The 21,780-nt window shown below is 69.1% G+C and carries 23 protein-coding genes; 8 read left to right on the top strand and 15 right to left on the bottom strand.

Annotation, left to right across the window (positions count from 1 at the left end):
- Positions 1 to 22 precede the first annotated feature (22 nt).
- The 5 genes from Q1A98_RS18660 to Q1A98_RS18640 all read left to right on the top strand — a co-directional run bounded on the left by Q1A98_RS18660 (position 23) and on the right by Q1A98_RS18640 (position 4,581).
- Positions 23 to 286, top strand: a complete 264-nt coding sequence (locus tag Q1A98_RS18660) for a WXG100 family type VII secretion target (RefSeq protein WP_299576219.1) — start codon at positions 23 to 25, stop codon at positions 284 to 286.
- 25 nt (positions 287 to 311) lie between these two features.
- Positions 312 to 1,094, top strand: a complete 783-nt coding sequence (locus Q1A98_RS18655) for a hypothetical protein (protein WP_299576217.1) — start codon at positions 312 to 314, stop codon at positions 1,092 to 1,094.
- Positions 1,091 to 1,732 (top strand): hypothetical protein, encoded by a 642-nt coding sequence (locus tag Q1A98_RS18650; RefSeq protein WP_299576215.1) that lies wholly within the window; start codon positions 1,091 to 1,093, stop codon positions 1,730 to 1,732. Before Q1A98_RS18655 ends, Q1A98_RS18650 begins: the two co-directional genes overlap by 4 nt.
- Complete coding sequence (locus Q1A98_RS18645) at positions 1,729 to 3,303, top strand: DUF6777 domain-containing protein (protein ID WP_299576212.1); 1,575 nt, start codon at positions 1,729 to 1,731, stop codon at positions 3,301 to 3,303. Before Q1A98_RS18650 ends, Q1A98_RS18645 begins: the two co-directional genes overlap by 4 nt.
- 207 nt (positions 3,304 to 3,510) lie before the next feature.
- Positions 3,511 to 4,581, top strand: a complete 1,071-nt coding sequence (locus Q1A98_RS18640; RefSeq protein WP_299576211.1) for a hypothetical protein — start codon at positions 3,511 to 3,513, stop codon at positions 4,579 to 4,581.
- A 22-nt stretch (positions 4,582 to 4,603) separates the two neighbouring features.
- On the opposite strand, the gene Q1A98_RS18635 is transcribed toward Q1A98_RS18640, so the two are convergent.
- The gene (locus Q1A98_RS18635) at positions 4,604 to 4,870 is read right to left on the bottom strand and encodes a hypothetical protein (RefSeq protein WP_299576209.1); all 267 of its coding nucleotides are present in this window, start codon (positions 4,868 to 4,870) and stop codon (positions 4,604 to 4,606) included.
- Positions 4,871 to 4,918: 48 nt separating this feature from the next.
- Positions 4,919 to 6,718: a DUF4012 domain-containing protein gene (locus Q1A98_RS18630; RefSeq protein ID WP_299576207.1), complete on the bottom strand. Its 1,800-nt coding sequence runs from the start codon at positions 6,716 to 6,718 to the stop codon at positions 4,919 to 4,921.
- Between the two features lie 144 nt (positions 6,719 to 6,862).
- On the opposite strand from Q1A98_RS18630, the gene Q1A98_RS18625 reads away from it, so the two are divergent.
- A complete protein-coding gene (locus Q1A98_RS18625) occupies positions 6,863 to 7,264 on the top strand; it encodes a hypothetical protein (RefSeq protein WP_299576205.1) in 402 nt (133 codons plus the stop codon).
- A gap of 11 nt (positions 7,265 to 7,275) precedes the next feature.
- A complete protein-coding gene (locus Q1A98_RS18620; RefSeq protein WP_299576203.1) occupies positions 7,276 to 7,929 on the top strand; it encodes a class F sortase in 654 nt (217 codons plus the stop codon).
- A 6-nt stretch (positions 7,930 to 7,935) separates the two neighbouring features.
- Here Q1A98_RS18620 and Q1A98_RS18615 read toward each other — a convergent pair whose 3' ends face one another.
- The 13 genes from Q1A98_RS18615 to Q1A98_RS18555 form a co-directional block, all read right to left on the bottom strand.
- Positions 7,936 to 8,943 carry a cellulase family glycosylhydrolase gene (locus tag Q1A98_RS18615; RefSeq protein ID WP_299576201.1) on the bottom strand — a complete coding sequence of 336 codons (1,008 nt, stop codon included), beginning with the start codon at positions 8,941 to 8,943 and terminating at the stop codon, positions 7,936 to 7,938.
- The gene (locus tag Q1A98_RS18610) at positions 8,940 to 10,094 is read right to left on the bottom strand and encodes a hypothetical protein (protein WP_299576199.1); all 1,155 of its coding nucleotides are present in this window, start codon (positions 10,092 to 10,094) and stop codon (positions 8,940 to 8,942) included. Before Q1A98_RS18610 ends, Q1A98_RS18615 begins: the two co-directional genes overlap by 4 nt.
- A gap of 65 nt (positions 10,095 to 10,159) precedes the next feature.
- A complete protein-coding gene (locus tag Q1A98_RS18605) occupies positions 10,160 to 10,981 on the bottom strand; it encodes a glycosyltransferase (protein WP_299576197.1) in 822 nt (273 codons plus the stop codon).
- Entirely contained in the window at positions 10,978 to 12,156 is a 1,179-nt protein-coding gene (locus Q1A98_RS18600; RefSeq protein ID WP_299576195.1) for a hypothetical protein, read from the bottom strand. Before Q1A98_RS18600 ends, Q1A98_RS18605 begins: the two co-directional genes overlap by 4 nt.
- A complete protein-coding gene (locus tag Q1A98_RS18595; RefSeq protein ID WP_299576193.1) occupies positions 12,153 to 13,454 on the bottom strand; it encodes an O-antigen ligase family protein in 1,302 nt (433 codons plus the stop codon). The genes Q1A98_RS18600 and Q1A98_RS18595 overlap by 4 nt, the downstream gene beginning before the upstream one ends.
- Entirely contained in the window at positions 13,451 to 14,149 is a 699-nt protein-coding gene (locus tag Q1A98_RS18590) for a hypothetical protein (RefSeq protein WP_299576191.1), read from the bottom strand. Before Q1A98_RS18590 ends, Q1A98_RS18595 begins: the two co-directional genes overlap by 4 nt.
- On the bottom strand, positions 14,146 to 14,751 hold the full coding sequence (locus Q1A98_RS18585; RefSeq protein WP_299576188.1) for a hypothetical protein: 606 nt from the start codon (positions 14,749 to 14,751) through the stop codon (positions 14,146 to 14,148). The genes Q1A98_RS18590 and Q1A98_RS18585 overlap by 4 nt, the downstream gene beginning before the upstream one ends.
- Positions 14,748 to 15,884, bottom strand: coding sequence for a glycosyltransferase (locus Q1A98_RS18580; RefSeq protein WP_299576186.1), 1,137 nt, complete (start codon positions 15,882 to 15,884; stop codon positions 14,748 to 14,750). The genes Q1A98_RS18585 and Q1A98_RS18580 overlap by 4 nt, the downstream gene beginning before the upstream one ends.
- Positions 15,881 to 17,080: a lipase family protein gene (locus tag Q1A98_RS18575; RefSeq protein ID WP_299576184.1), complete on the bottom strand. Its 1,200-nt coding sequence runs from the start codon at positions 17,078 to 17,080 to the stop codon at positions 15,881 to 15,883. The genes Q1A98_RS18580 and Q1A98_RS18575 overlap by 4 nt, the downstream gene beginning before the upstream one ends.
- A complete protein-coding gene (locus Q1A98_RS18570) occupies positions 17,077 to 18,291 on the bottom strand; it encodes a hypothetical protein (protein WP_299576182.1) in 1,215 nt (404 codons plus the stop codon). Before Q1A98_RS18570 ends, Q1A98_RS18575 begins: the two co-directional genes overlap by 4 nt.
- The gene (locus Q1A98_RS18565) at positions 18,288 to 19,562 is read right to left on the bottom strand and encodes a glycosyltransferase (RefSeq protein WP_299576180.1); all 1,275 of its coding nucleotides are present in this window, start codon (positions 19,560 to 19,562) and stop codon (positions 18,288 to 18,290) included. The genes Q1A98_RS18570 and Q1A98_RS18565 overlap by 4 nt, the downstream gene beginning before the upstream one ends.
- A gap of 92 nt (positions 19,563 to 19,654) precedes the next feature.
- Positions 19,655 to 20,053, bottom strand: coding sequence for a DapH/DapD/GlmU-related protein (locus Q1A98_RS18560; RefSeq protein WP_366943479.1), 399 nt, complete (start codon positions 20,051 to 20,053; stop codon positions 19,655 to 19,657).
- Positions 20,054 to 20,187: 134 nt separating this feature from the next.
- Entirely contained in the window at positions 20,188 to 20,919 is a 732-nt protein-coding gene (locus Q1A98_RS18555; protein ID WP_299576176.1) for an FkbM family methyltransferase, read from the bottom strand.
- Positions 20,920 to 21,027: 108 nt separating this feature from the next.
- On the opposite strand from Q1A98_RS18555, the gene Q1A98_RS18550 reads away from it, so the two are divergent.
- On the top strand, positions 21,028 to 21,681 hold the full coding sequence (locus tag Q1A98_RS18550) for a class I SAM-dependent methyltransferase (RefSeq protein WP_299576174.1): 654 nt from the start codon (positions 21,028 to 21,030) through the stop codon (positions 21,679 to 21,681).
- The last annotated feature ends 99 nt before the right edge of the window (positions 21,682 to 21,780 follow it).

Below are 21,780 nucleotides of genomic sequence, written 5' to 3'. Positions count from 1 at the left end.
TCCTCGAGAAAGGTTCTCTCCCATGGCTTTCATCGGCAACGATCCCGGTCAGCTGCGCAACCTCGCGGCTCAGCTGAACGGCAACGCGGACCAGATCCAGAACATCCTCACCCAGCTGACATCGCAACTGAACAACGTCCAGTGGCAGGGCGCGGACGCGGCACGGTTCCGCTCCGAATGGACGGGCCAGCACACGGCGCAGCTGCGCTCGGTCATCAACGCCCTCCACGACGCCTCGCGCACCGCGACCACCAACGCATCCCAGCAGGAGACGGCGAGCGCCTGATAGCGATTGATCCGAAGGGACGACCATGACATTCGACGGCGCGGACACCGCTGCTCTCACGACACTCGCCGGCCAGATGGGCCGCGCCGCAGACGACCTCGATCACGTCGGCGCATCGATGGGGTCGACCCTCGGATCGACGCAGTGGACGGGCGCGGACGCCGCGCGATTCCGCTCGGCCTGGGACTCGGACTCGGCCCGTGCTCTGCGCGCGGCGAGCAGCGCCCTTCGCGACGCCGGTCACCGACTGGTCGCCGAGGCCCGACAACAGGACCAGGCCAGCGCCGCTGACGGGGGATCCTCGAGCGGAGCGGTCACAGGGGGCGGCGGGGCCTTCATCGGCGGAGCAGCGAACGGACTCATCGATGCCTTCGACAAGGCCGTTCCCGGTGGCCTGGCGAACCTCGGCTCCCTGGGACTCTCCGCATCGGCGATGGGGCTCGACAAGGCGTTCGATCTCGTCACCAAGGATCTCAACATCAGCGCCGGCCTGAGCGCGGCGACCTCCGCATGGCATCTGGGCGAGGCCGCCGGTGCCCTCGCATCGGGCGACTACATGGGTGCTCTGGATTCGGGCCTCCACTCGGCGGCGGACGGTCTCAAGGCAGCGCCGAACCCGACGCTGAACCTCGCCGGCTCGGCGCTGGGGATCTGGACCTTCGTCGGCGAGGAGGCGGTGAAGGCGGACTTCCCGAACACGTGGGGCCCGACCATGGACTACATCCGCACCAACCCGATGGACGCCCTGGGTGGTGCGTTCGACGGGATAAACAATTCGTGGACCTCGATCGCCGGAGCTGTCTTGTGACGAATCTCGCCTTCACCCATGACGAGGTCGTCGCAGTCGCGTCTCTGCGCGACAGCGGATGGCCGACGCGGATCGACCTGAGCGACATCGGGACCCCGACAGCCGCCGACGCCGCGGCCCGCCGTGGCGCCCGCTCGTTGCTCGCCCGGGGATTGCTCGGCATGACCGTTGGACGGGCAGAGCTGTCGCACGAAGTGACGATGCCTCTCGAGCGCATGTCCGACCTACGCCACGTCGTGGTGTACCCGGCGCGCAGCTCCGATCCGACAGATGCGCTGTATCCCCTGCTCTACGTCCATCCGTCCGTCGACGGCGAGGTGGTCGTCGAACTCGACTCCGGTGACGGGATCCGCGGTGTCACGACGATGTCGAATGCCACTGTGGCCGATCACCTGACCACAACGGCGAGATCGGTCTTCCGGCGGGAGCAGTCCGGTGACCGCCCGGTGCTCCACCTCGCCCGGGTACATCCCGACGGCGTGGAACTCACCGTCGTCTCACCGGGAGAGATCGTCGTCTCGACGATCGAGTCCGACGGGTCCGCCACACCGTCCGCGGTCACCCCTTTCTTCGACACAGCGATCATCCGGGCCCTGCTTGAACCGCTGGGCCTCGAGCAGGAAGAGCAATCGGCATGAGCGAAACGCCCCCCGTCCCCGTCCCGACCGCGGCAGCAGCACGTCGTCGCCGGACGGTGATCCTGTCGTCCCTGGCAGGCTTCCTCGCTGTGGTCGTCATCGCGGCGACGGTCATGGTCGTCACCATGAGGTCGGACTCCGCGGGAGCGGATCCACAGGTCGATCTCGCGTCCGTGTCGAGTGTGGGTCCGAACCCGTTCGCCGCGTTGACCAATGCCACCGCGACACCGGTAGATGCGGTCCGCGTCGACACCTCGCTCGCCAAGCCGGTCTCCGGAGCGGCGCAGCTCGCCGGGACCACCCCCGGTCTCTACGCAGGAGGTGAGGAAGGACGGTGTGACCCGGCCGCTCTGGCTCGCTACCTGGGCTCGGACTTCACCCGCGCCCAAGGATGGGCCGGTGTCTTCGGCATCACCGCCGACCAGATCCCGTACTTCCTGAACAGCCTGACCCCAGTCACGCTCACCGCGGACACCTGGGTGACCAACCACTCGTGGGAAGACGGCGTCGCGCGGCCGTTCCAGTCGGTCCTGCAGGCCGGCACGCCGGTTCTCGTCGACTCCGAGGGCGTGCCCCGCGTCCGATGTGCCTGCGGCAATCCGCTGGGGCCGCCGGCGAGTGCCCCGCTGTCCGGGTTCCGGACGTCGGGCGTCGCGTGGCCGGGATATCAGACCACTCGCGTGGTGCACGTGCAGACTGCCGCGCCCGCTCAGGCATCGGCACCAGGCCTGGTGCAGGCGGCGGCGCCCGCGACACTCACGGTCCGCAACCCGTCGACCGGTGACCTCGTGCAGCAGGTGTTCAGCGCACTGCTCAACGTCGCTTCGCTACCGCCGTTGGCCAAACCGCTTCCCACGGCGGCGTCGATGAACGTGCCTTTCCGGTCGTCGGATCCCGCTGTCGCCGAGTCGAACGGAGTCACGACACAGGGAGTCGCACTCCCAGAGATGACCCGCGCCGCCGCGGCAGCGACGGTGACGGAGACCTCCACCTCGGCACCCGAGTCCTCTGCTCCCTCCACGGTCGCGGCGGCACCGGCGACGTCGACTCCGCCGTCCTCGATGGCACCGGCAGTGGTCGAGCCGCCGGCTGCACTGGCGGCACCTGTCGCCCCGCCGGTGGAGTCGTCGGCTGCTCTGTTGCCTCCGCCGGTCGAGTCGTCCGCACCGGTCGCCGAACCGGCGCCGACGAGTGAACCGCCGAGCACCTCGGTGGGCCCGGTGCCCACGAAGTTCACCGGGACGGGTTCCGGCATCACGGGATTCACCTACGCCGACACCTCCGGTTCGCCGGTCCAGTGTTCGGTGCAGGCCGTCCCGGCGTCGACGCCGACCGAGGTAGCGCCGACCTCGACCGACCCGTCGGCGTCGGACACCCCCGCGCCGGCACCGGAGACGACCGAGTCGACACCGACAGACGCCACGATCAGCTGCTCGAACGGATCGTCGACGACGGTTTCGCTCGACAGCCTCTCGCAATCGTCGGTCCAGTCGGCGACCGATTCACAGGGGATCTGGACCGTGAGCCTGGGCGGTGCATCCGTCCCGGTCACGGAGGCGACCTGGGGCTGACGGCCCGCTCGGCGAACGCCGCCCACACCCGATGTCGGGTGTGGGCGGTGCCGTGTCCACGGGACGCCGAGTTCCCGACGCGGAGTGTCGGGGGGACCGCTGTTCAAGCGAGGCTGACTGGATAACCACCGCGTCTGCGAGGAATGACCGTTCCCGTGGTCGTCGTACGGCGACGCTGTGCTCCGCCGTATGCGTTAGCGTCCGATCATGTTCTCGGAGATCGCGGTCGTCTACCCCCGCGGGCTGCGTACCGGAGGTCCGGAAGCGCTGCACCAGCTCGTCGACAGTCTGAGGCGGCGCGGCCAGGAGGCGTACCTGGTCCCGAGCGACGACACGGTGGGCCCGGACCGGGTCGCGGAATACGCCGTCTACGACGCGCCTGAGCGGCCCACCCTGCCAAGGGGCCATGACTCGGCGGTCGTCGTCGCCGAGACGGCGCCGGCGCCCGACCGCGGTGACGCGGTGGTGTTCCGGTGGTGGCTCAGCATCGACAACCACTCCGCTGAGAACGGACACATCCGGCGCCTCGAATACGGGCTGGGAATGCGTGGCGAATGGCAGGAGATGCCACGTCACCATCGTGTGGGGACCGCGTTCAAGCAAGCATTGAGGAACTTCAGCGCACCCCCGGAGCTGCCCCCCGAGATCGATCTCGCGCAGTCGCAGTACGCGTGGGCTCACCTGTTCGGCAGGACACGTCGGCCGCCGAGCATGCTCGGCGACTACACACCCTCGCCGGACGCGTTGATCGCCGCCGCTGTTCCGGTGGCACGGCGCAGGAGAGCAGTCTGCTTCAACCCGAAGAAGTCAGGGAGCCTCGCGCGCGAGGTGTCGGCCGGGTTTCCCGACGTGGAATTCGTCCCGATCGAGAACATGTCGCGCGCCGAGGTCACGCGGAGTCTCGGTGAATGCGCGGTGTACCTCGATCTCGGCAGTCACCCGGGGAAGGATCGGATTCCCCGCGAGGCGGTGCTGGCCGGCGCGGTGGTGGTGACCGCGATGCGTGGGTCGGCGGCATTTCACGTCGATGTACCGATACCCCTGCACCACAAGGTCCCGTCGGACGGCGACGTGGTCGCATCCGCACGTGCTGTCCTGTCGGACGTGTTCGCGGACCTCCCGTCGGCATACGCCCTGCAGGATTCTTATCGCGACGTCATCAGCGGCGAGCGCGAGGTGTTCGACGCGCAGGTGCAGGCGGTGTTCACACGGGGCATGCGCGGTTTCGACCCGAGCTACCCGATCGTCGCCGACATGGCACGCTTCGCCGACGAGTGACGGACATCGCGCACGCCGGCGATCAGCGACGCGACCGCACCCGAAGGACGGTCCAGGCGGCGACGAGTACGGCTGCGACGGAAAGCAGATCGGACTCGGTGACCCCGTGTACCGGTGTGAGTGTCAGCAGGATGGAGCCCTCGATCGGTTTGTTCCAGATGACCCAGGCGATCGCGACCACCACGCAGATGACGGCGGCCACGATGCTGGGGCGCAACATCGCCCACAGGGCGGAGGCGAACAACAGATTCATCAGCACGAGGGCATGGAGCATGCTGGGATCACGCACGTCACAACCTCTTTCGTGGTCCGCTCACGGTGGTGGCTGCGATCGTGATCAGGGAGGTCCGCATCTCGCTCCGGCGACGATCGTCTGGGCGGGACGGGTCAGCGGCTGGGTGGCCATCGTGACGGGCAGACCAGAGCGCGGCTCGGAGAGATCGAACTGTACCGTGACCGGGGTCTGGGGTGGCAATGTCGCGACAGCAACGGTCACGGGATGGCCCAGCTCGGATCCGGTGCCGAACCCCACAGGTTGACCGTTGACCGATACGCGGGTCACCGACGACCCCCACGACGAGTGGAGGTACACCGACACCTTGTTGTCGCCGCGGGGGATGGACCCCGAACCAGGCAGGTACGTGCCGAGCACCTCTGGCGACAATCTCGTGATCGACTGGGCCGGAACGGTGTTCGTGAGCGTGACGTCCACCCGCACGGCCTGGCGTTCGTCGGTGCAGAGGCCGTACCGGTAGTCGATGTCCCGGTCGAGGTAGTAGTCGAGCTTGCTACCGTAGGCGTTGTTCACGACGATGGCGGCGTACGGGGTGGGCGAGTAGGGCGTCACATGGGCGAGGGTGGTGGCCGCCAGATCGACCTGCTCGTCGGGGCGCGCGCTCCACACGGCGACCCGCGACTGCGCGACCGCGTCCCGCACCGCCCCCGCGAGCCCACCGAGCTCGAGCCGTCCCGACAGGACCCGCGACAACGCTCGTTCGGCGACCTCGCCCAGATAGCCCTTGCGTCCCGACCGGTTGTCATCGAAACGCGCGTACACATCGGACTCCGTAAGTCGGACGACATTCTCCGCCGTCACGACGGTGCCGTCGGATGTCGAGATCGGCCCGATCGACGCCAGCACTCCGGCGAGGACCTGGGGGTCGACACCGACGACGATGTCCGGGCGGAGGCCGGTCTGCTGCACGGCAAGGCTCTGCCAGATCCGCGCGGCATACGGGAAATGGGGACTGAGGTTCGAGTTCTGCCAGATGCTCGTCGGCTCGAAATCCCCGTATAGCTGCGAGTACGGCGCCCCGAGGTCGACCGGGCGGGACGGCGGGACGGCCAGATCGGTCAGTGTCCGCTGCTCCGTGATCCGGCCGTTCTCGGCGGTGAGGACGACGACGGCTCCTGGCAGACCGCCTGTGGCGCGCGCCTCGGCCGGGTTCTGGACGACCACGGCGATGGTGCGGCGACCGTCGTCCCCGAGCATGGCCGGCAGCAGGCGCACGGCACGCTGCGCCGACAACAGGATGGAGCGCAGCGTGTCCAGGTCTCGTCGGAATCCGGCCGCGGCCGAGTTCACCTGCGACAGCCACGTGTCGTCGCGGACTCGGCGTACGCGGTCATCGACCTCGCCCGCCGAGGTCAACGCGCTCTGCAGTGGTCGATCTGCGGACTGCAGGGCGCGCAGGTCGACACGACCGTCCGTCACCAAGGGCTGCGCCAGCACATCCCGAGCGGCGCCGGCCGCAGGGGGTAGGACAGTGCGCGACAGCTCGTCGGCGGCGACGGAGAGGTCACGAACAGTGACCACCGGGGCACCCGCCCACGGCACCGCCGACGCCCACCGCAGGGGCAACCGGTCCCCGGCTGCGACGGCGCTGCTGGACGAGGTGCGGACCTCCTCGATCGCGCGATCGATCGCCGCCTGGTCGCCGGATTGGATCGCGTCCTGCACCGCGATCGTCTGCGTCTGCGCGGTCAGCAGGTCATCGCGCACAGTTCTGAAGTCGACGACGACCCAGATGACGAATCCCGCTGCCACCAGCAGCACGGTGAGGACGCCCCACCGGGCCGCCTCCGCGATGCGGGAACGCACACGCCTGCGATCGGACGGCCCGCGCGAATCCGTCATCACACTGCTCGATCCTCGTCCGCCCTGCTCCGCGTCCCCGGGTCCGGTCGCCCCAAGGTCGGCCGTCCGCACCACACGCTGCGGTACGATTCAAAGTCAGCGCACCCGCGATTGAATGTAGTAAATCACGACGAGGACATGACGATGCCGGATCAGACCCGCTCGCGGAGCGGACGCCGTACGCGGGTCGGCGTGGTCACCGCTGCGATCGGTGTCGCCGTGTCCGGTGTCCTGGTCGCGACACCTGCGTCCGCCGCCCCGTACCCGCCGGTGCCCCCCACGGTTCCGGTCGGGAGTGGCGGCATCCCGGTCGTGGTGCCCGGCGCGCAGCCGGTCGTTACCGGTGGCGCCGTACCGGTCGTGCAGCCGTACCGCGGCGGCATCGCCGTCGACCCGGCCTCCTTCCCCGTGCAGGCGCAGACCGGATCGGGTCCGGGGCGCGAGTCGGTCGACGTCGCCGTCCCTCTCGGGCTCGGGCTCGCCGGGCTCGGGGCGGCCGCAACTGTTGCGGCGGGCGTCGCGGTGTCGCGTCGTCGACGCGCCTGACATCGCCGTCCGTGGTCACGAAGATCGTCGCGGCGCTCATCTCGTCGGTGTTCGTCGTCCTTGCGGCAGCGTGCTCGGCAGCCGCACCATCGGCGGTCAGGCCGTATCCCGAGGGGAATCCCACTGCAGCGTCCCGGTCGCTGAGCCCGTCCGCGTCGTCCGTGGTCCCGACGATTCGTCGTCCACTCACCCCGGGGCACATCGTCATCCCCGACATCGGGGTGAACGCATCCGTGGTCGCGCTCGGCACCACGGTCGCCCCGGCACCCTTCCTCGGTGGGCGGCAGGTCTCCAGCTTCGAGGTCCCGGCGGATCTGTCGACCGTCGGCTGGTGGCGTGACGGTGTGCGACTGGGGCGAGGTGGGATGGCCGTGTTGCTCGGACACAGTCAGGTGGGTGGTGGGTATGCGGTGTTCAACCGCATCGGAGAACTCCGCCCGCCGGACGAGATCGTCGTCGAGACGTCGGACGGTCGGCAGCGCGCGACAGCTGTGGTCACCAAGGTCGTGACGGGCATCCCCAAGGACGACGCGACGGCGCTGCAGACCACTCTGGCGAGCAACGCGCCCTCCTCGGATCTGGCGCTCATCACATGCAGCGGACCGTTCGACACCGGCCGGTCGGAGAGTGAGCAGAACACCGCCGTGTTCGCGCGACTCCGGTGACGATCGTCAGGACGCCCGCAGCCGGGCGACGACAGGCTTGGGTGACCAGTCGAAGTGATAGAGACCGAAGTTCAGCTCGCTGACGGACGGGTCGGGTGACCAGTCTTTGCTCGTGAAGAGGAACACCGGTCCGATGCCCGGCTGTCGTCGGAGATACCGCACTCCGTCGACGATGATGTCGGCCTGGCGTTCCGGGGTCACCGATGTCGCCCCCGTGCCGGTCGACTGGCCCCATTCCGTGACCCACATCGTCTTGTCGGACTGCCCGTTGTCCACCATCACCGACCGCAGGGCGCCGATGGCCGCTGAATGGCCCCGCGGATCCGCGTCCAGAGGATACGGGTACGTGTAGGGATGGATACCGATGGCAGATAACGACTTTCCCCCGCCCGCAGCGTAGATGCCGCGAGCGAATGCGGCCACGCCGACACCGCCCGGCCCCGTCGACAGTCCGCCCACCACGACCGTCGCCGTCGGTTGCACCCGTCGGATGGACCGGAACGCCGCGGACAGTGTCGCCGTGTACCGAGAGGGGTCCGGCGTCGACCAGAACTGGGGTAGGTTCGGCTCGTTCCAGATCTCCCAGTGTGAGACGGATCGCGAATACCGTTGTGTGGCAGTTGCGGCGAAGGTCGCGAAGTGAGCGGGATCGGCCGGCGGCGCCGAGGCCGGTGGTGCGCCGGGGTTCTCCCAGGCCGGCGCCGGCCCGCTGAGCAGCGCGAGAATTGACAGCCCGTGGGCACGGGCCGAGGTCACTGCCGCGTCGATGCGCCCCCAGTCGAAGACGCCGGGAGCGACCTCGATCTCGTTCCAGTTCATCACGGTCCGGATCCATGTCGCTCCCACGCCTCGGATCGCATCGTTCTCGACGTCGTACCCCTGGCTGGTGCGGTCGGTCAGTGTGGCGATGCTGGCGACGCCCAGCACCGGCGGTGTCTCGGCACGGACGGGCGCGCACGCCCCGACGGCGACCGTGACGACGAGGGCGGCGAGTGTCCGCGACCACCTGTTCACGACATCACCTCCGTGGACGGCTCCCGCGGTGCCCGCACGACGGGACGGGCGAACCGGACCAGCATCACCATCGTGGTGACCTGCGTGAGGACGGGAGCCACCCAGAGCCAGCCACCGTTCAGCATGGTCCCGCAGACGAGCAGCACCGACAACCCGACGACAGCGCCGGCGATGATCGCCGACGCCGAGAGGGAGGCCTTCCCGACGGCCAGGAGCACTGAGTTCGCGGCCTGTCCGAATGCTGCGATCCCGGCCGCGACGACGGTTGCGAACACGAGTCCGACCGCATCGGCGTACTGCGCGCCTGCGGCGCCGACGACCAGCATTGCGGCCGGCCACGCGGCGACGACGACGACACCGAGATATGCGGCAGAGATCCGCATGGAGAACCGGTAGAGCGCCGCGAAGTCCGCGGGGTCGTCGGCGCGTCGGGCGAGTTCGGGAACGAGGACGGCCGACAGGGATGCCGTCAACAGCGTGATCGGTCCGATCACCCGCGTCGCGAGCGAGAACTCGCCGACGACCTCGGGAACGGTGACGAGGGCGAGGAGGGGGATCTGCAGTTGCGGGATCACCGCCGCGAGCGAGTACACCCAGTACCCGGAGGACCCGCGGAAGGCATCGTGTCGTCGCCGCCAGGCCGCGCGGCTCGCGTCCGCGATCGGGGCGAACACGCCCAGGGCGACGGGAACCGTGTAGGCGACGATGAGGATGTCGTAGTCGACCCGGCCGCTGATGGCGATGGACGCGGCGACGGCCACCACGGGTGGCAGCCGGTGCGACAGCACGAGAAGGTTCGCCGCCCACTGTCGGTCTCGAGCCGTCAGGTGGGCCTGCGCGTAGTTCTGGACGGTGTCGCCGATCGCGAAGACGACGCCGACGAGCACGACGGTGCCCGCTCCGGAGATCGCGACCGTGACGCACGCGATCACGGACACCACGGTCACCAGGAATGTGTGCACCGCGAAGAGTCCGCCGGCGAGTTCGGAATCGCGGACGCCGATCTGCAGGATCCGGGTGGGAGCCCCGAACCCGACGGCGAGTCCGACGATGATCCCGACCGTGTATGCGGTCATGAAGTGACCGAACCCGTCGACCGTGGTTCCCCGGGCGATCAGCAGCAATGAGACGCCCAGCATCAATGAACTCACGACGCGCGAACCCACCCGACCGAGGGCGAGCGAGGCGACCCTGCGGGTCCCCGCGGCCCCGACGGTCACCGGCTCTCGCGTCGGACGATGCGGCGTAGACGCCGGTAGGTGTCGGTCAGCTGGATGCGGAACGTCACCGCGTACGCGATGTGCAGCCCTGTGAGCCCGACCGTCCGAACGCGGGCGGCCAGGGTGTCGGAGTGGGCCATTCGGACGCGATGGCTCTCCCTCACGAACTGTGGCCAGAGGGTCGCGGACTTCGACGAGTCGTGGAACCGCAGGGCACCCACCGGATGGTCGACGACCACCTGCCGCGGAGAGTGTCGGGCCAGGCGCAGCTGGAGCTCGAGGTCCATGACGGTGTTCAGTGCGTCGTCGAACCCTCCGACCTCCCTGAGGAGCGCGGTGCGCATGAGGATCGAACCGGAGAAAGCGGTGCAACCGCGGCGCAGGATGGCGTCCACGCTGACAGCCCGCCCCGGGTACACATCGATCACGTCGCCGTTCTCGCGCAGCATCTGATGTGCCCCCACGACCAGGTCGACGGACGGATCGGCATCGATCGCGGCCCGCACGGCGTCGATCCCGCCGTCGACGACGATGTCGTCGGCGTTCAGCCACAGCACGAATTCGCCCGTCGCGCGGCCGAGGGCACGGTTGAGGGCGTCGGACTGTCCGTCGTCGCGTTCGGAGACGACGGACAGTCGCGGGTCGCCCTCGCCGACCCGTGCGAACACCGCGGCGGAACCGTCTGTCGAGCAGGCGTCCTGTACGACGACCTCGTCCCCGGGACCGAGCTGCGACAGGACACTGGTCAGTGCGGTCTCGAGGTGGTCACCAGCGTTGAAGCAGGGCATCGTCACGGAGATACGGGGCGACGTGGTCACGGTGACTCGTCGCCGTGTCGGACCGACCGGTGCGCACGGTTCTGATCGTCCTCGACCGAGGACGGCGAGAACTGCCACGAACCGCTCTCGCGACGGTGCCGACGCGGACTGTCCTCGATCGGCCGGAGGAGACCGGACGGATCGGTGAGGTCTTCCCATCCGGGTCTGTCGGTCGCCGGAGGCGGTGGCGTGGGTCTCGGGCGGGCCAGTGGGGGTACCTGCTCGCGGCGGAGACCATTGGTCGGCACCGGCCGGCCGGGACGTGTCGAAGTGTCCAGGGTGTCGAACGTCGTCCAGTTGGGGTGTCGGTCGGCGTCGGCGGGGGAGGCGCCTTTGAACGAGGCGCCGTGCTCGCGCAGCGACGGTTCTGTGGCGTCGGGTGCGACTCCGTTGACCCCAGTCGGACTCGACGGGTCGTCGCGGCCGATCGAGTCGGGTGTGTCGCGGGCACCGGTCGGCGCGGCGGCGACAGTCGGTACCGATGTGCCCGTAGCCGGATCCGGCGTGACGGCGTGGCTGTCGGCGGCGTCGCCGCGGGTCGTGATGTCGGTGTCGGTCGCCGTGCCGCGGTTGCGACGACGGAGTCGGAAACGTCCCGGGACGAGGATCGCGATCACGGCGCCGACCACGAGACCGGCGACGCCGAACAGCGCGAGTTGCGTCGGTACCACTCTGGGCACCTTGGAGATCCCGGCGTCGGCGGGTTGAAGGATCAGCAGCCCCAGGGAGGGGCTGCCGCCGCGCAGTGGCCGCTCGGCCTGCGAAACCAGGGTCACCAGTTCCTGGGACACCGCGTCGGACAGTGCCGCCGCCTCCTGCGGTGTCCCCGCGGTGGCAGCGATGTCGAGGAGAACCGTGTCGGGGGGAGTGGACACAGAGATCCGCTGCGCGAGAGCCCCTTCGCTGATCGACACCCCAGACCTCTGCGCCGCGCGCGCCAGCAGTTCAGGCCCCATCGCGAGCAGGGCGTAGGAGCGCACACGCGACTGCGCCGCGAGATTCCCCTGGTTCGCCGCGGTCACGTCCTGTGCCGCGGTCGCGACAAAAAGCCTCGCCGTCGCGCGGTAGGAATCTGGTGACGTCGTGGCCAGGGCCGCCGGCACGGCTGCCGCGATGAGACCGCACACGACGATGAACACGAGTCGTCGGCGTATGAGGTCGAGGATCTCGCTCATGATCGACTCCCGACGATGGTGGTTGCTTCGACCTGATCCGTGGTGTGACGACGCGAGATTCGGCGTCGACGACGCCGCGGGACGAGCAGACGGCCGGGCCCGAGCATCAGCGCGAGGACGGGGGTCGCGGGGAGGATGCCGAGGAAGTAGGGCGTCATCAGGCTCTCCAGAGTCGAGATCCCCAGGAGCCCACAGAGGAAGACGATCAGCGTCGAACGTTCCTCACCGTGCACGAGGAAGACCTTCAGCGCGAGCGCGATCACGATGACGACGACGCCGGCCACGCCGACGGACACGGTCATGTCCAGCCATCCGTTGTGTGGCGAGTAGTTCGCGTCGTAGACCGAGTTGGCGCCGAGACGCTCCCATGCCGCCGGACCCTCGCCGAGGACGAGGTTCCGGGCGATGAGTTCCTTCGCCTGGTTCCACAGGGTCCCGCGGAAGCTGAACGCCTCGTCGCCGTAGGACAGGAGAACCGGCAGGAGCGACAGCATCAGGGACCCGACGAGTCCGAGCGTGAGCACCGCGCGACGCGAGGGCGTGACACGCAGGCCGACGGTCATCGCGACGACGATGACGACACCGATCATGGCTGTCCGGCTACCTGCGAGTTCTCCGATGGCCAGGACGGCCACGACGAGTGAGACAGCCTGCGGCCAGCGGCGGTTCACGAGCGCGAACGGGAGCAGCAAGGCGACCGAGAGCCCCAGGATGTTGCCGTTGCCGGCGAACGCCGAGGTGAGAGCCACTCCTGCCGTCCCGCACTTGTCGGTACGGCAGTTCCCCACGCCGCCGGGCACCACCGTGGCGGTCGCGAGGACGGTGAGCGCGATGACGAGAAGGCTGGTCCGCGACGCCCAGGCCAGCGCCGGCAGACCTACGCGCTCGCGCTTGAGCAGGGGGATCGCGAGCAGCACGGCGCCGAGCGCCCACCGCTGCAGCTCGCTGAACGTCCCGCCGTCGAGCAGCAACGGGGCCAGCGCGAGTACCGAGACCGCTGCGGCGAGCGCGACCGGGAGGTCGACGCGAAATGCCCCGGACTCGAACGCTCGCCGCATCATCAGCACCGCCATCGCGGCCCCCGGGAGATACCAGACCGCGGGGAAGAGAGGGGATGCCGGGGTCCCGACGACGACCGGTCCGAGCACGAAGGTCCAGACCATCGGCCACGCGGTCACCAGGACCACCGCGATCGCCGCCCACCGGTCCTCGTCCCCGAGGGCCCGGAACTCGCCGCGGCGAACAGCTGCGAAGGCGACCGCGGCGACAGCGACGAGTGCGTAGGCGATCGCGATCATCGGACTGTCTCCGACGTGCCGTCCAGCTCGACGGGCGTGTGGACGACGTCGCGGTCGAACCACGCCCACCCGCTGATGTCCTTGCATGCCCTCGCCGGGGTTCCCGCGTAGAGCTGACCCGGCGGGTCGCCCGCGGCCGTCCGGGTGCGCGTGGATCCCGAGGCGAGCAGTGACCGGTCGGGGAGGTAGGAGTTCTGCAGCATCTGCACCCCGGTGGCCGTGAAGCACCGATCGCCGACGACGATGTCGCCGGCGCGCGCTCGGTTGTCGACGAGGTCGAGCTCATGGGTCTGGAAGACCGATCGGACTCCGGCGATCATCGAGAACGTGCCGACCATGAACCGTCCGGAACAGTCGACGTAGTGACGATTGGTCATCCCGGCGCCCGGCGACAGGTGGAGGAGGCCGAAGGCGGGGTCGTGGGCGCGGTAATCGGGGACGGCGGTGATTTGGTTGAGGTTGCCGATGTAGGCGTCCTCGTCGAGGCGTACTTCTCGCAGCGCCCGGAAGACGTTGAGGGAACCGATCGACGCGCCGTCGGCGAGGACGAAGCGGACGTGCCCGAGAACGAGATTGGGCCCGAGTCGTACGCCTGAACCGACGCTGTCGCCGAGGAGGCGGAGGAGCGCGTTCTTGAACGGACCCGGCGGCAGCAACCAGACGATCACGCGGAGCGCGCCCAGAACGGCGGTCATGCCGCGACCCTGTCGCCGGTGCGCACGCGTGTCGTCGCCAGGGACAGCAGGAACCCGCCGACGAGTCCGAGCACCCCGTAGAGGCCGATGACCTCGCCCGTCCCCTTGTTGTCGGGCCGCGTCGGTGTCATCGCGCTGTCGACGACGGTGACGCGGACCGGGAGCAGACTCTCTCGCTCCGAGATCACCCGCGCGAGGGTCTCCGCCGCAGCGTTCGCGAACGACGCGGCGGACGCGGGATCCGTTGCACGGACAGTGGTCTCGATGAGGGAACTCATCTTCGGCGCAGTGACCGAAAGGTTGTCGCCCAGTTGGTCCCGACTGAGCGGGAGCCGGAAGGTGGCGATGACCCGTTGCAGGAATGAGTCGGTCGTGCCGAATGCCGCGTATTCGGGGACTCGCGACTGGATGAACACCGACTGCGCGAACCCGCCCGGATCCGAGGTTCCGCCACCGACGGCGGGCAGGATGGTCGCCGTCGCGGAGTAGTGCAAGGTCTGGTGCGCGGCGACGTTCCATCCGATGCCCGCCCCGACGGCGACGCCGAGCAGCAGCACGACCGCGCGGGTCAGCAGCAGGTGGCGGAGGTCGGCGATCGTCATCCGGCATCCTCCCTCGGTCGGGACGTGCACTCGTCGTAGATCGCCTCCAGTGTGGCGGCGACAGCTCCGACCGAGTAGTCCTTTCGCACCCGTTCGCGCCCGCGGACGCCGCGACGCGTGGCGTCGCCGGGGTCGGCGAGGAGTGCGGCGACCGCGTCCCGCAGCGCGTCGTCGGAATGGTCGGTCACCACGCCGCACCCGCAGTCGTCGATCACCGGCGCGAGTCCGCAGGACGCGGTGACGACGACGGGGACACCCACCGACATCGCTTCGAGCACGGTCATCGGGAAGGGTTCGTCGACCGACGGCAGCACGTAGATCGATGCGCGGCGCATCCGGTCCGCGACGTCGTCGGACTCGATCGCGGGCTCGCGGTGGATCGCGTCAGCGCGGCCGGACGCAGCGATCGCGGCGTCGACGTCGGCAGCCTGCCCACCGTCGGGTCCGATGAGTGTGAAACGCGCTCGGACACCCCGGGAGAGCAGCGTGGCCGCCGCCCGTACGAAGTGGAGCGGTCGTTTGCGTTCGTCGAGGCGAGCGAGGAAGAGCACCTCCGGTGGATCGGAGGGAACGCGGTTGGCTGCCGTGGAGGGCACCCCGTTGACGACCCGACGGAACGGCAGCGCTCGTCCGGCGACGGCGGTGAGGCCGGTCTCTTCGGTGTCGGTGAGGGTGAGGACGCGCGCGGCGCCGGTCAGCACGGGCACTGTCGCGTATCGGTCCAGGGGCCCCGCCAGCACCTTCGACGTCGGGTCCACCATGCCGTGGCACTGAACGACGTACGGCACACCAGATCGTCGGATCGCCCGTGCCGCAGGGATGGTCACGAGGTCTCGGGCGAGGTGGATGTGTGCGACGTCGAAGTCACGGACGTGCGATGCCACGAACCGCGTGACGGAGGGGCTGCGCAGGCCCGCGATGCCGATCCCCGGTACCGATCGCTGCGCAGGGAAGAAGCGGCACTCGATGTCGGGTGGCAGCTCGGTGTCCGTGTGCCATCCGCGGCCAGCGCCCGTGACGGTCACGCAGTGCCCGCGACGGGCGAGTCCGGCCGCCTGGTGCACGGCCACCCGGGTGGGTCCGCCGAACTCGCCGGTGGGGGTGAACAGAGTCGCGACGTGCAGGATCCTCATGGACACGCACCCGCTGGCGTCTGACCGGCGAACCGCTGGCCGACCCACTGGAGGTCGGAGGCGTCGAGGAGGGCGTCGGCGTGGCCCTTCCCGGGTACCGCTCGCGGATACACCGCGCTGCCCATCGCGCAGGCCTGCGCGATGGGTGCGGTCACCCACGCCGGGGGGATCAATGTGTCGTCGAGTCCGTAGACCACCCGCACCGGGACGGCGGAGCGTCGCTGGGGGAGCGCCTCGCGTCGCAGTTGTGTGGTGTACGCGTCGACCGCATCGGCACGCGGTGCCAGTCCTGCTGAACCGAGCGCGTCGACCGTCCGCTGACGCGCGGCGACGTCGCAGCCGACGAGATCGCGCAACTGGGCGGCCGAGACGTCGGGCAGCAGACTGCCCAGGGTGAGAGAGCCGTTCGACGCGCGCGCGGCGCCCTGCGCCACCAGAGCCGCGACCTCACGCTGCTGCGCCGAGAGCGCCTTTCGCTCCGCGAGGTCGGCGAAGGCCGTGATGTTCGCGGCCGGCTTGGTCGCGAGCGCGCCGACCATGGTCATCCCGGCACCGTATGTCGAGTCGAGCTCGGCGGCAGACCACACGGCCTGACCGCCCTGCGAGTCGCCGTAGGCGAGCCACCGCGTCGAGGCCGCGGGCGCGAGTCGTCGCAGGGCGCGAGCCGCGTCGATCACGTCGTAGGCGGCCGAGGCCGGATCGAGGTAGAGGTGCACCCCGTCGGGTCCCAGCCCGCGGTAGTCGGTGACCGCGACCGCGAAGCCGCCTGTGAGCAGACCGGCAATGGCACCTGCGTACCCGCGCAGGTCGGCCGACCCCGACAGCCCGCATCCGTTGGTGGCGCCGGTGGTGCCGTGGGCGAACGAGATGACGGGCCAGCCAGCGGGGGGAGGTGGGGTGCGCGGGACGAAGAACGTCCCCGTCACCCGTACCGGCTCGGTCGTCCGCGGATCGGTGGACACATATGTGCCGCGCACTGCCTTCGATGACGCGGCGAGCAGCGTGGGCTGTGCGTCCGAAAGTGGCTCGACGGAGACCAGCGCGCCCCGCGACGCGGAGTCGGGAACGGCCTGCACCGTCTCGGGGATGGGGTCACGAACGATGTCGGGCGACGGGGCGGGGTCGCCGGAGCACCCGGCAACGATCACCGCGGCGACCACCCCGATCGATGCTGCGACGATCGACCGTCCCGTCACAGAGCGTCGGCCGGTTCCAGGAGGGCCTCGCGGATCGCCGATCCGATCGTGGTGGCGTCGTGGTACCCGTCGAAGAACCGCGCGGTGACAAAGAGGCGGTCGTCGACGCGGGTGTAGACGAGGTCGATCTCGTCGCTGCGGTTGCACAGCGTCGCGATGCCGAACGTCCGCGGGTGGACGGAGTCGGGGTTCCAGCGTGTGGTCGGTATCGCCGGACTGCCGGACAGATCGGAGACCACGAGGCGCACGGTGCGATCGTGCACGGCGCGCTTGTGGTGCGGTTCGCGCATCCGCTCGGGCCGCACGGCACCCAATGCGTCCGAGAGTGCTTGGTGGACGACGAGATCCGTGGAACGCAGCCGCGCCTGGACCGCTTGTGTCATCTCCTGCGGGGACGTCGTCGGGGCGGTCACCGCCCCGACGAAGTTACCCGTGCATGCCGTCCCGGCGGGGAGATGGCGGCGCAGGTTGACCATCATCGACAGGGTCGGCGCGAGGGGGAGGCCGGCGCCGCGCAGGTGGCGGTCGATCGTCCACGACAGCGTGGCTGCCGCGGTGGCCCCGGGGAAGCGGTCGTCGCGCAGTCGGCGCAGGCGGTCGGCGAATCCCGGCTCACTGCCGATCACCACCGTCTGTCTCCGCGCGTCGGGGGCCAGGGAGGTCTGAGGTCCGGCCGCACCGGCGGTGCCGTGGACGACGGACCGCATGGACCGCGCCGTCGACCCGGGGTGCCGTCGGATCGCCGACGCGAGAGCCCGCACCGACGGATGGCGCGTGACGGTGTCGCCGGCGACGACGTGGCGGGGGAACGGTCCCGCGGTCACCCGGGTCAGGGCGGGCAGCAGTTCGGTGACGAACACGCCGTCGCCGATGCCGTGGTCGACGGTGGCGAAGAGATGGTCGTCGACGAGCGCGATGTCGATCGGGGCGGTGGCGGTGTCGTTCGCGAGTTCCATCATCGTTCCGATGTCGTCGACGCGTCCCCAGTCCGGTTCCCGTACCGCGACTGCGCGTGTGACGTCATGGTCCCACCGGGCGGCGGTCGGGTGGGGGATCAGCCCGATCCGCGTGTGCCGACCCTGTCCGGCGATGGCCAGGAGGCGGTCGCGCACTCCGGGCGCGCCGCCGACGACGTCGACGGGTCCGATGGCCGCGGTGTACCGCCCACCGGCGAACCGCCGGTCCCCGATGTTCTGACGGAGCGTGGTCATGCTGCTCCGCCGACCAGGTCGCGACACCACAGCGCGTACGCGTCGAGTGCACGGTCGGCGCCCAGGAAGTCGGCTGCGTATCGTCCTCCGTTGCGGGCGAGCGTCTCGCGCCGATCGGTGTCTGTCGCGAGGTCGAGAATCGCCTCGACCATCGCGGCCGGGTCACCGGGTGGCACCATCACGCCGGCCTTCGATCGTGCGATCTCGTCGGCCGTCGCGCCTTCCGGGTCGACGGCGGCGAGAACCGGTCGACCACTCGCGAAGTAGCTCGTGAGCTTGCTCGGCATCGCCATGTCGGCGACGCCGTGACGCTCGTTGACCAGGAGAACGTCCGCTGCGGCGAGCATCGCCATGTAGGCGTCTTCGGGTACCGGGTCCAGGAACGTCAGACGATCGACGCCCTGTGCCATCGCCTCGAGGCTCCGTCGTTGATTGCCGTCGCCGACGAGGACGAAGCGCACCGGCGCGTTGGTCTCGTCGGCGAGGCGAGCGGCCTCGACGACGCTCTCCAGGCCCTGCTTGACCCCCATGTTCCCGGAATGCAGGGCGACCACCTCGGTGGGAGACCACCCGAAGGCGGCGCGTGTGCGGATTCGTCCGTTCGGGTCGGCCTTGACCACGTGCGTCCAGTTCTGGATGGTCGCCATCCGAGCGTGGAAGATCCCGAGGCGCTCGACGGATCGGGCAAACCTGTCGTGGATCACGACCACGGAGGTCGCGTTGCGGAGTGACCACGCCTCGATGCGGGCGATCAGCGCGCTGGTGCGTCCGCGTGCGAGACCGGTCTCGATGGCGCCGAGGCTGTAGAGGTCCTGCACGACGAGTCCGACGGGGACGCGCAGCAATTTCCCGTACAGGGTCATCGCGGCAGCCGCGATGAGCGGCGGACTGACGCAGACGATCGCGTCGGGCCGTCCGAGACCCGCCGCGATGGATCTGATCGCGAAGCTGAGCTCCATGCGAGCACGTCGAGACGCGGTGACGATGGGCGGTACGTAGTGGTTGACACGAGTGACCGCCAGGGAACCTCCCGCCGCGTTCGGGACGACAGCTTCGGCGGGCGGTGCGACGGATTTACGCCACTGCGGGTAGTGCGGGACACCGGTGTGCACGGAGACCGCGAAGCCTCTGTCCGACAGCCCCGACGCAAGGCCGGCCGTGTAGGGGCCGATGCCCGTGACCTCTGGGGCGTAGTTGATGCCGATGATCGCGACGGAACCGGAGGCACTCGACGCCGTCACCGCGGGGCGCTGCACCTGATATGCCGTCATCGGGCCACCTCGAACTCTGTTCAACGCCCCGAAAACACACCCTGCGTGCGTTGTTTCACATCATAGGTTCACGATGCCGAATTTTGTACGAGTCAGGCGTCCGATTTCCCTCGCACGGTGGTCTCGGCCGGCAGGGAGCGTGCGATCACTGCGCCTGCGCCGACAGTCGACCGGTCACCGATCGACACCCCACGGAGGACGACGGCCCGGGCGGCGATCCAGACCGCGTCGCCGATGACGATGGGCGCGTTGTCGAACTCGAAGGTCGGGGACCGGCGGTCATGACTGCCCGTGCAGAGCAGGGCTTCCTGGGAGACGACGGTGTCGTGTCCGATGCGGATGGGCTCGAGGTTGAGCAACCACGCCCCCTCGCCGATCCAGCAATCGTCACCGATGACGAGCTTCCACGGCCAGTGGACGCGGACCCGATGACGGATGAGTACCCCGGACCCGATCTCGGCGCCGAACGCACGCAAGAGTGCAACCCGCATGCGCGCTGGGCACCACCATTTAACGAAGACGAGGTTGAGGCAGGCGAACCACGCGACCTGCACCCCCGGCGATCGGCCCTTGTCGTATCCGCGACCGGTGAATCCCGAAAGTCGCCGACCTGCCCCGGGGGCAGTCACAGCGCGCCAGGTCGCATGTAGACGGCGTCGACCTGCATCATCCGGCCGGTCGTGAGGTCGGTGAATCCGGGGAAGATGCTGACCGTCTCGAAGCCGAATCTCGCGGCGAAGTCGTCACCGTCCTGCAGCGACATCCCCTCGCTGTACATCGGCACCAACGACAGCTCGAGCTGAACGCCGAGGCACCGATCCCGGATGAGGCTCTCCGCTCCGGCGACGACGCGGCCCTCGAACCCCTGCGTGTCGACTTTGAGGAAGCACTGACTGTCGGCCGGGAGGACATCCTTCGCCAGGTCGTCGAGCCGACGCACCTCGACAGACTCCTCGCCCACGAGCGTGATGCCGGGCGCCGCGCGCCGATGCTCGTCGCGCATGGACAGCAGCGAGCTGCTCTCGCCCGCGTTGCTGGCGATCTGCATGGTGGCGGTCGCCGACTCGTCGCCGAGGGCGAACTGGTGCGCCGTCCACAGCGCGTCACCGTCGGCGGCGGCGTGCAGGCGCGTGAACGGTTCGGACAGCGGCTCGAAGGACACGATGGGTCCGGACCAGCCGACCTCGCGGATCTCCTCACCGAAGCGGCCGCCGTTCGCGCCGGCGTCGATGACGACGTCCACCCCGGCAGCGTGCAGCATCTTGACCAACATCACCGGGGGTCCATATCCCGGGTACCGGACGACGTCGAGACCTCGACGGCGCAGTGCTCGGCGCACGGAGGACACGATCGGCATGAGCCATCTTAGGACGCACTGATCGCGCTCACGGGCAAGGACGGGTTGCGGTGCGTTCATTCATGCTCTCGAACTGCGAGACCGTTCGACGTCGCAGATAATCACGCAGTGTTGACGAACGCAGAGTCATACCGCAGCCTCGCGACAACTGGTCGATTCCTTGCTGCCAATCCCTCGCAGTTGCGTTACCTACCGCGCTGGCTGAGGGAGCGCCGCGTCGAGACGCTGGAACTGCGGCAACCGTGGTGGCCATACGCGGTGGCGGAGCACGTCGAGGCTCACCTCCCAGCGCATCCTCGGGTGTTCGAGTACGGGGGCGGCGGGTCCTCGCTATGGCTGGTTGACCGCGGAGCGGACCTGACCGTGGTCGAGCATCACCCCGAGTGGGCGGCCGAGCTCCGGGCGAAGCTGCCGTCGCAGGTCGAGGTCCTCGAGGTGTCGAAGTCGACGACCGGGACGGCTGACAGTCCCGTTGAGGACGGGTACTTCGATGACTACGCCGCATCGATCAGCCGTTACCCGAACGACGGCTTCGATCTCGTGATCGTTGATGGAAGGGTACGAGTGAGTTGCGTTGAGCACTCAGTGAACAAGGTGAAGCCAGGTGGGATGCTGTTGCTTGATGATTCGACCCGTCCGCGCTATCAACTTGCTCATGAGATGCTGTCGAACTGGGTAAAAACTTCGCTCATCGGGCTCAAGATCGGCTATTCGACGCCAACAACCACGACCGTGTGGCAGCGCGTGAATGCCAGCAATTAGAACCGTTTCCGGCGCACATTTGGTCTGTATTCGGGCAAGCTGGCAGATGCTCGAGAGGGTGGTTCCGTCGGACCAGTTCAAGTCGGGAAGGGTAATGCC

Source organism: uncultured Williamsia sp. (genome assembly GCF_947494875.1).
Classification (GTDB): Bacteria; Actinomycetota; Actinomycetes; order Mycobacteriales; family Mycobacteriaceae; genus Williamsia_A.
The sequence above is the reverse complement of the archived record's forward strand: the minus strand, read 5'-3'. Positions and strand labels throughout refer to the sequence as shown.

Bases quoted from the DNA above. Each gene is read 5' to 3' on its own strand.
- Q1A98_RS18660 (WP_299576219.1), top strand. From the start codon at position 23: ATGGCTTTCATCGGCAACGATCCCGGTCAGCTGCGCAACCTCGCGGCT.
- Q1A98_RS18655 (WP_299576217.1), top strand. From the start codon at position 312: ATGACATTCGACGGCGCGGACACCGCTGCTCTCACGACACTCGCCGGC.
- Q1A98_RS18645 (WP_299576212.1), top strand. From the start codon at position 1,729: ATGAGCGAAACGCCCCCCGTCCCCGTCCCGACCGCGGCAGCAGCACGT.
- Q1A98_RS18640 (WP_299576211.1), top strand. From the start codon at position 3,511: ATGTTCTCGGAGATCGCGGTCGTCTACCCCCGCGGGCTGCGTACCGGA.
- Q1A98_RS18630 (WP_299576207.1), bottom strand. From the start codon at position 6,718: ATGACGGATTCGCGCGGGCCGTCCGATCGCAGGCGTGTGCGTTCCCGC.
- Q1A98_RS18625 (WP_299576205.1), top strand. From the start codon at position 6,863: ATGCCGGATCAGACCCGCTCGCGGAGCGGACGCCGTACGCGGGTCGGC.
- Q1A98_RS18600 (WP_299576195.1), bottom strand. From the start codon at position 12,156: ATGAGCGAGATCCTCGACCTCATACGCCGACGACTCGTGTTCATCGTC.
- Q1A98_RS18595 (WP_299576193.1), bottom strand. From the start codon at position 13,454: ATGATCGCGATCGCCTACGCACTCGTCGCTGTCGCCGCGGTCGCCTTC.
- Q1A98_RS18590 (WP_299576191.1), bottom strand. From the start codon at position 14,149: ATGACCGCCGTTCTGGGCGCGCTCCGCGTGATCGTCTGGTTGCTGCCG.
- Q1A98_RS18585 (WP_299576188.1), bottom strand. From the start codon at position 14,751: ATGACGATCGCCGACCTCCGCCACCTGCTGCTGACCCGCGCGGTCGTG.
- Q1A98_RS18580 (WP_299576186.1), bottom strand. From the start codon at position 15,884: ATGAGGATCCTGCACGTCGCGACTCTGTTCACCCCCACCGGCGAGTTC.
- Q1A98_RS18570 (WP_299576182.1), bottom strand. From the start codon at position 18,291: ATGACCACGCTCCGTCAGAACATCGGGGACCGGCGGTTCGCCGGTGGG.
- Q1A98_RS18565 (WP_299576180.1), bottom strand. From the start codon at position 19,562: ATGACGGCATATCAGGTGCAGCGCCCCGCGGTGACGGCGTCGAGTGCC.
- Q1A98_RS18560 (WP_366943479.1), bottom strand. From the start codon at position 20,053: ATGCGGGTTGCACTCTTGCGTGCGTTCGGCGCCGAGATCGGGTCCGGG.
- Q1A98_RS18555 (WP_299576176.1), bottom strand. From the start codon at position 20,919: ATGCCGATCGTGTCCTCCGTGCGCCGAGCACTGCGCCGTCGAGGTCTC.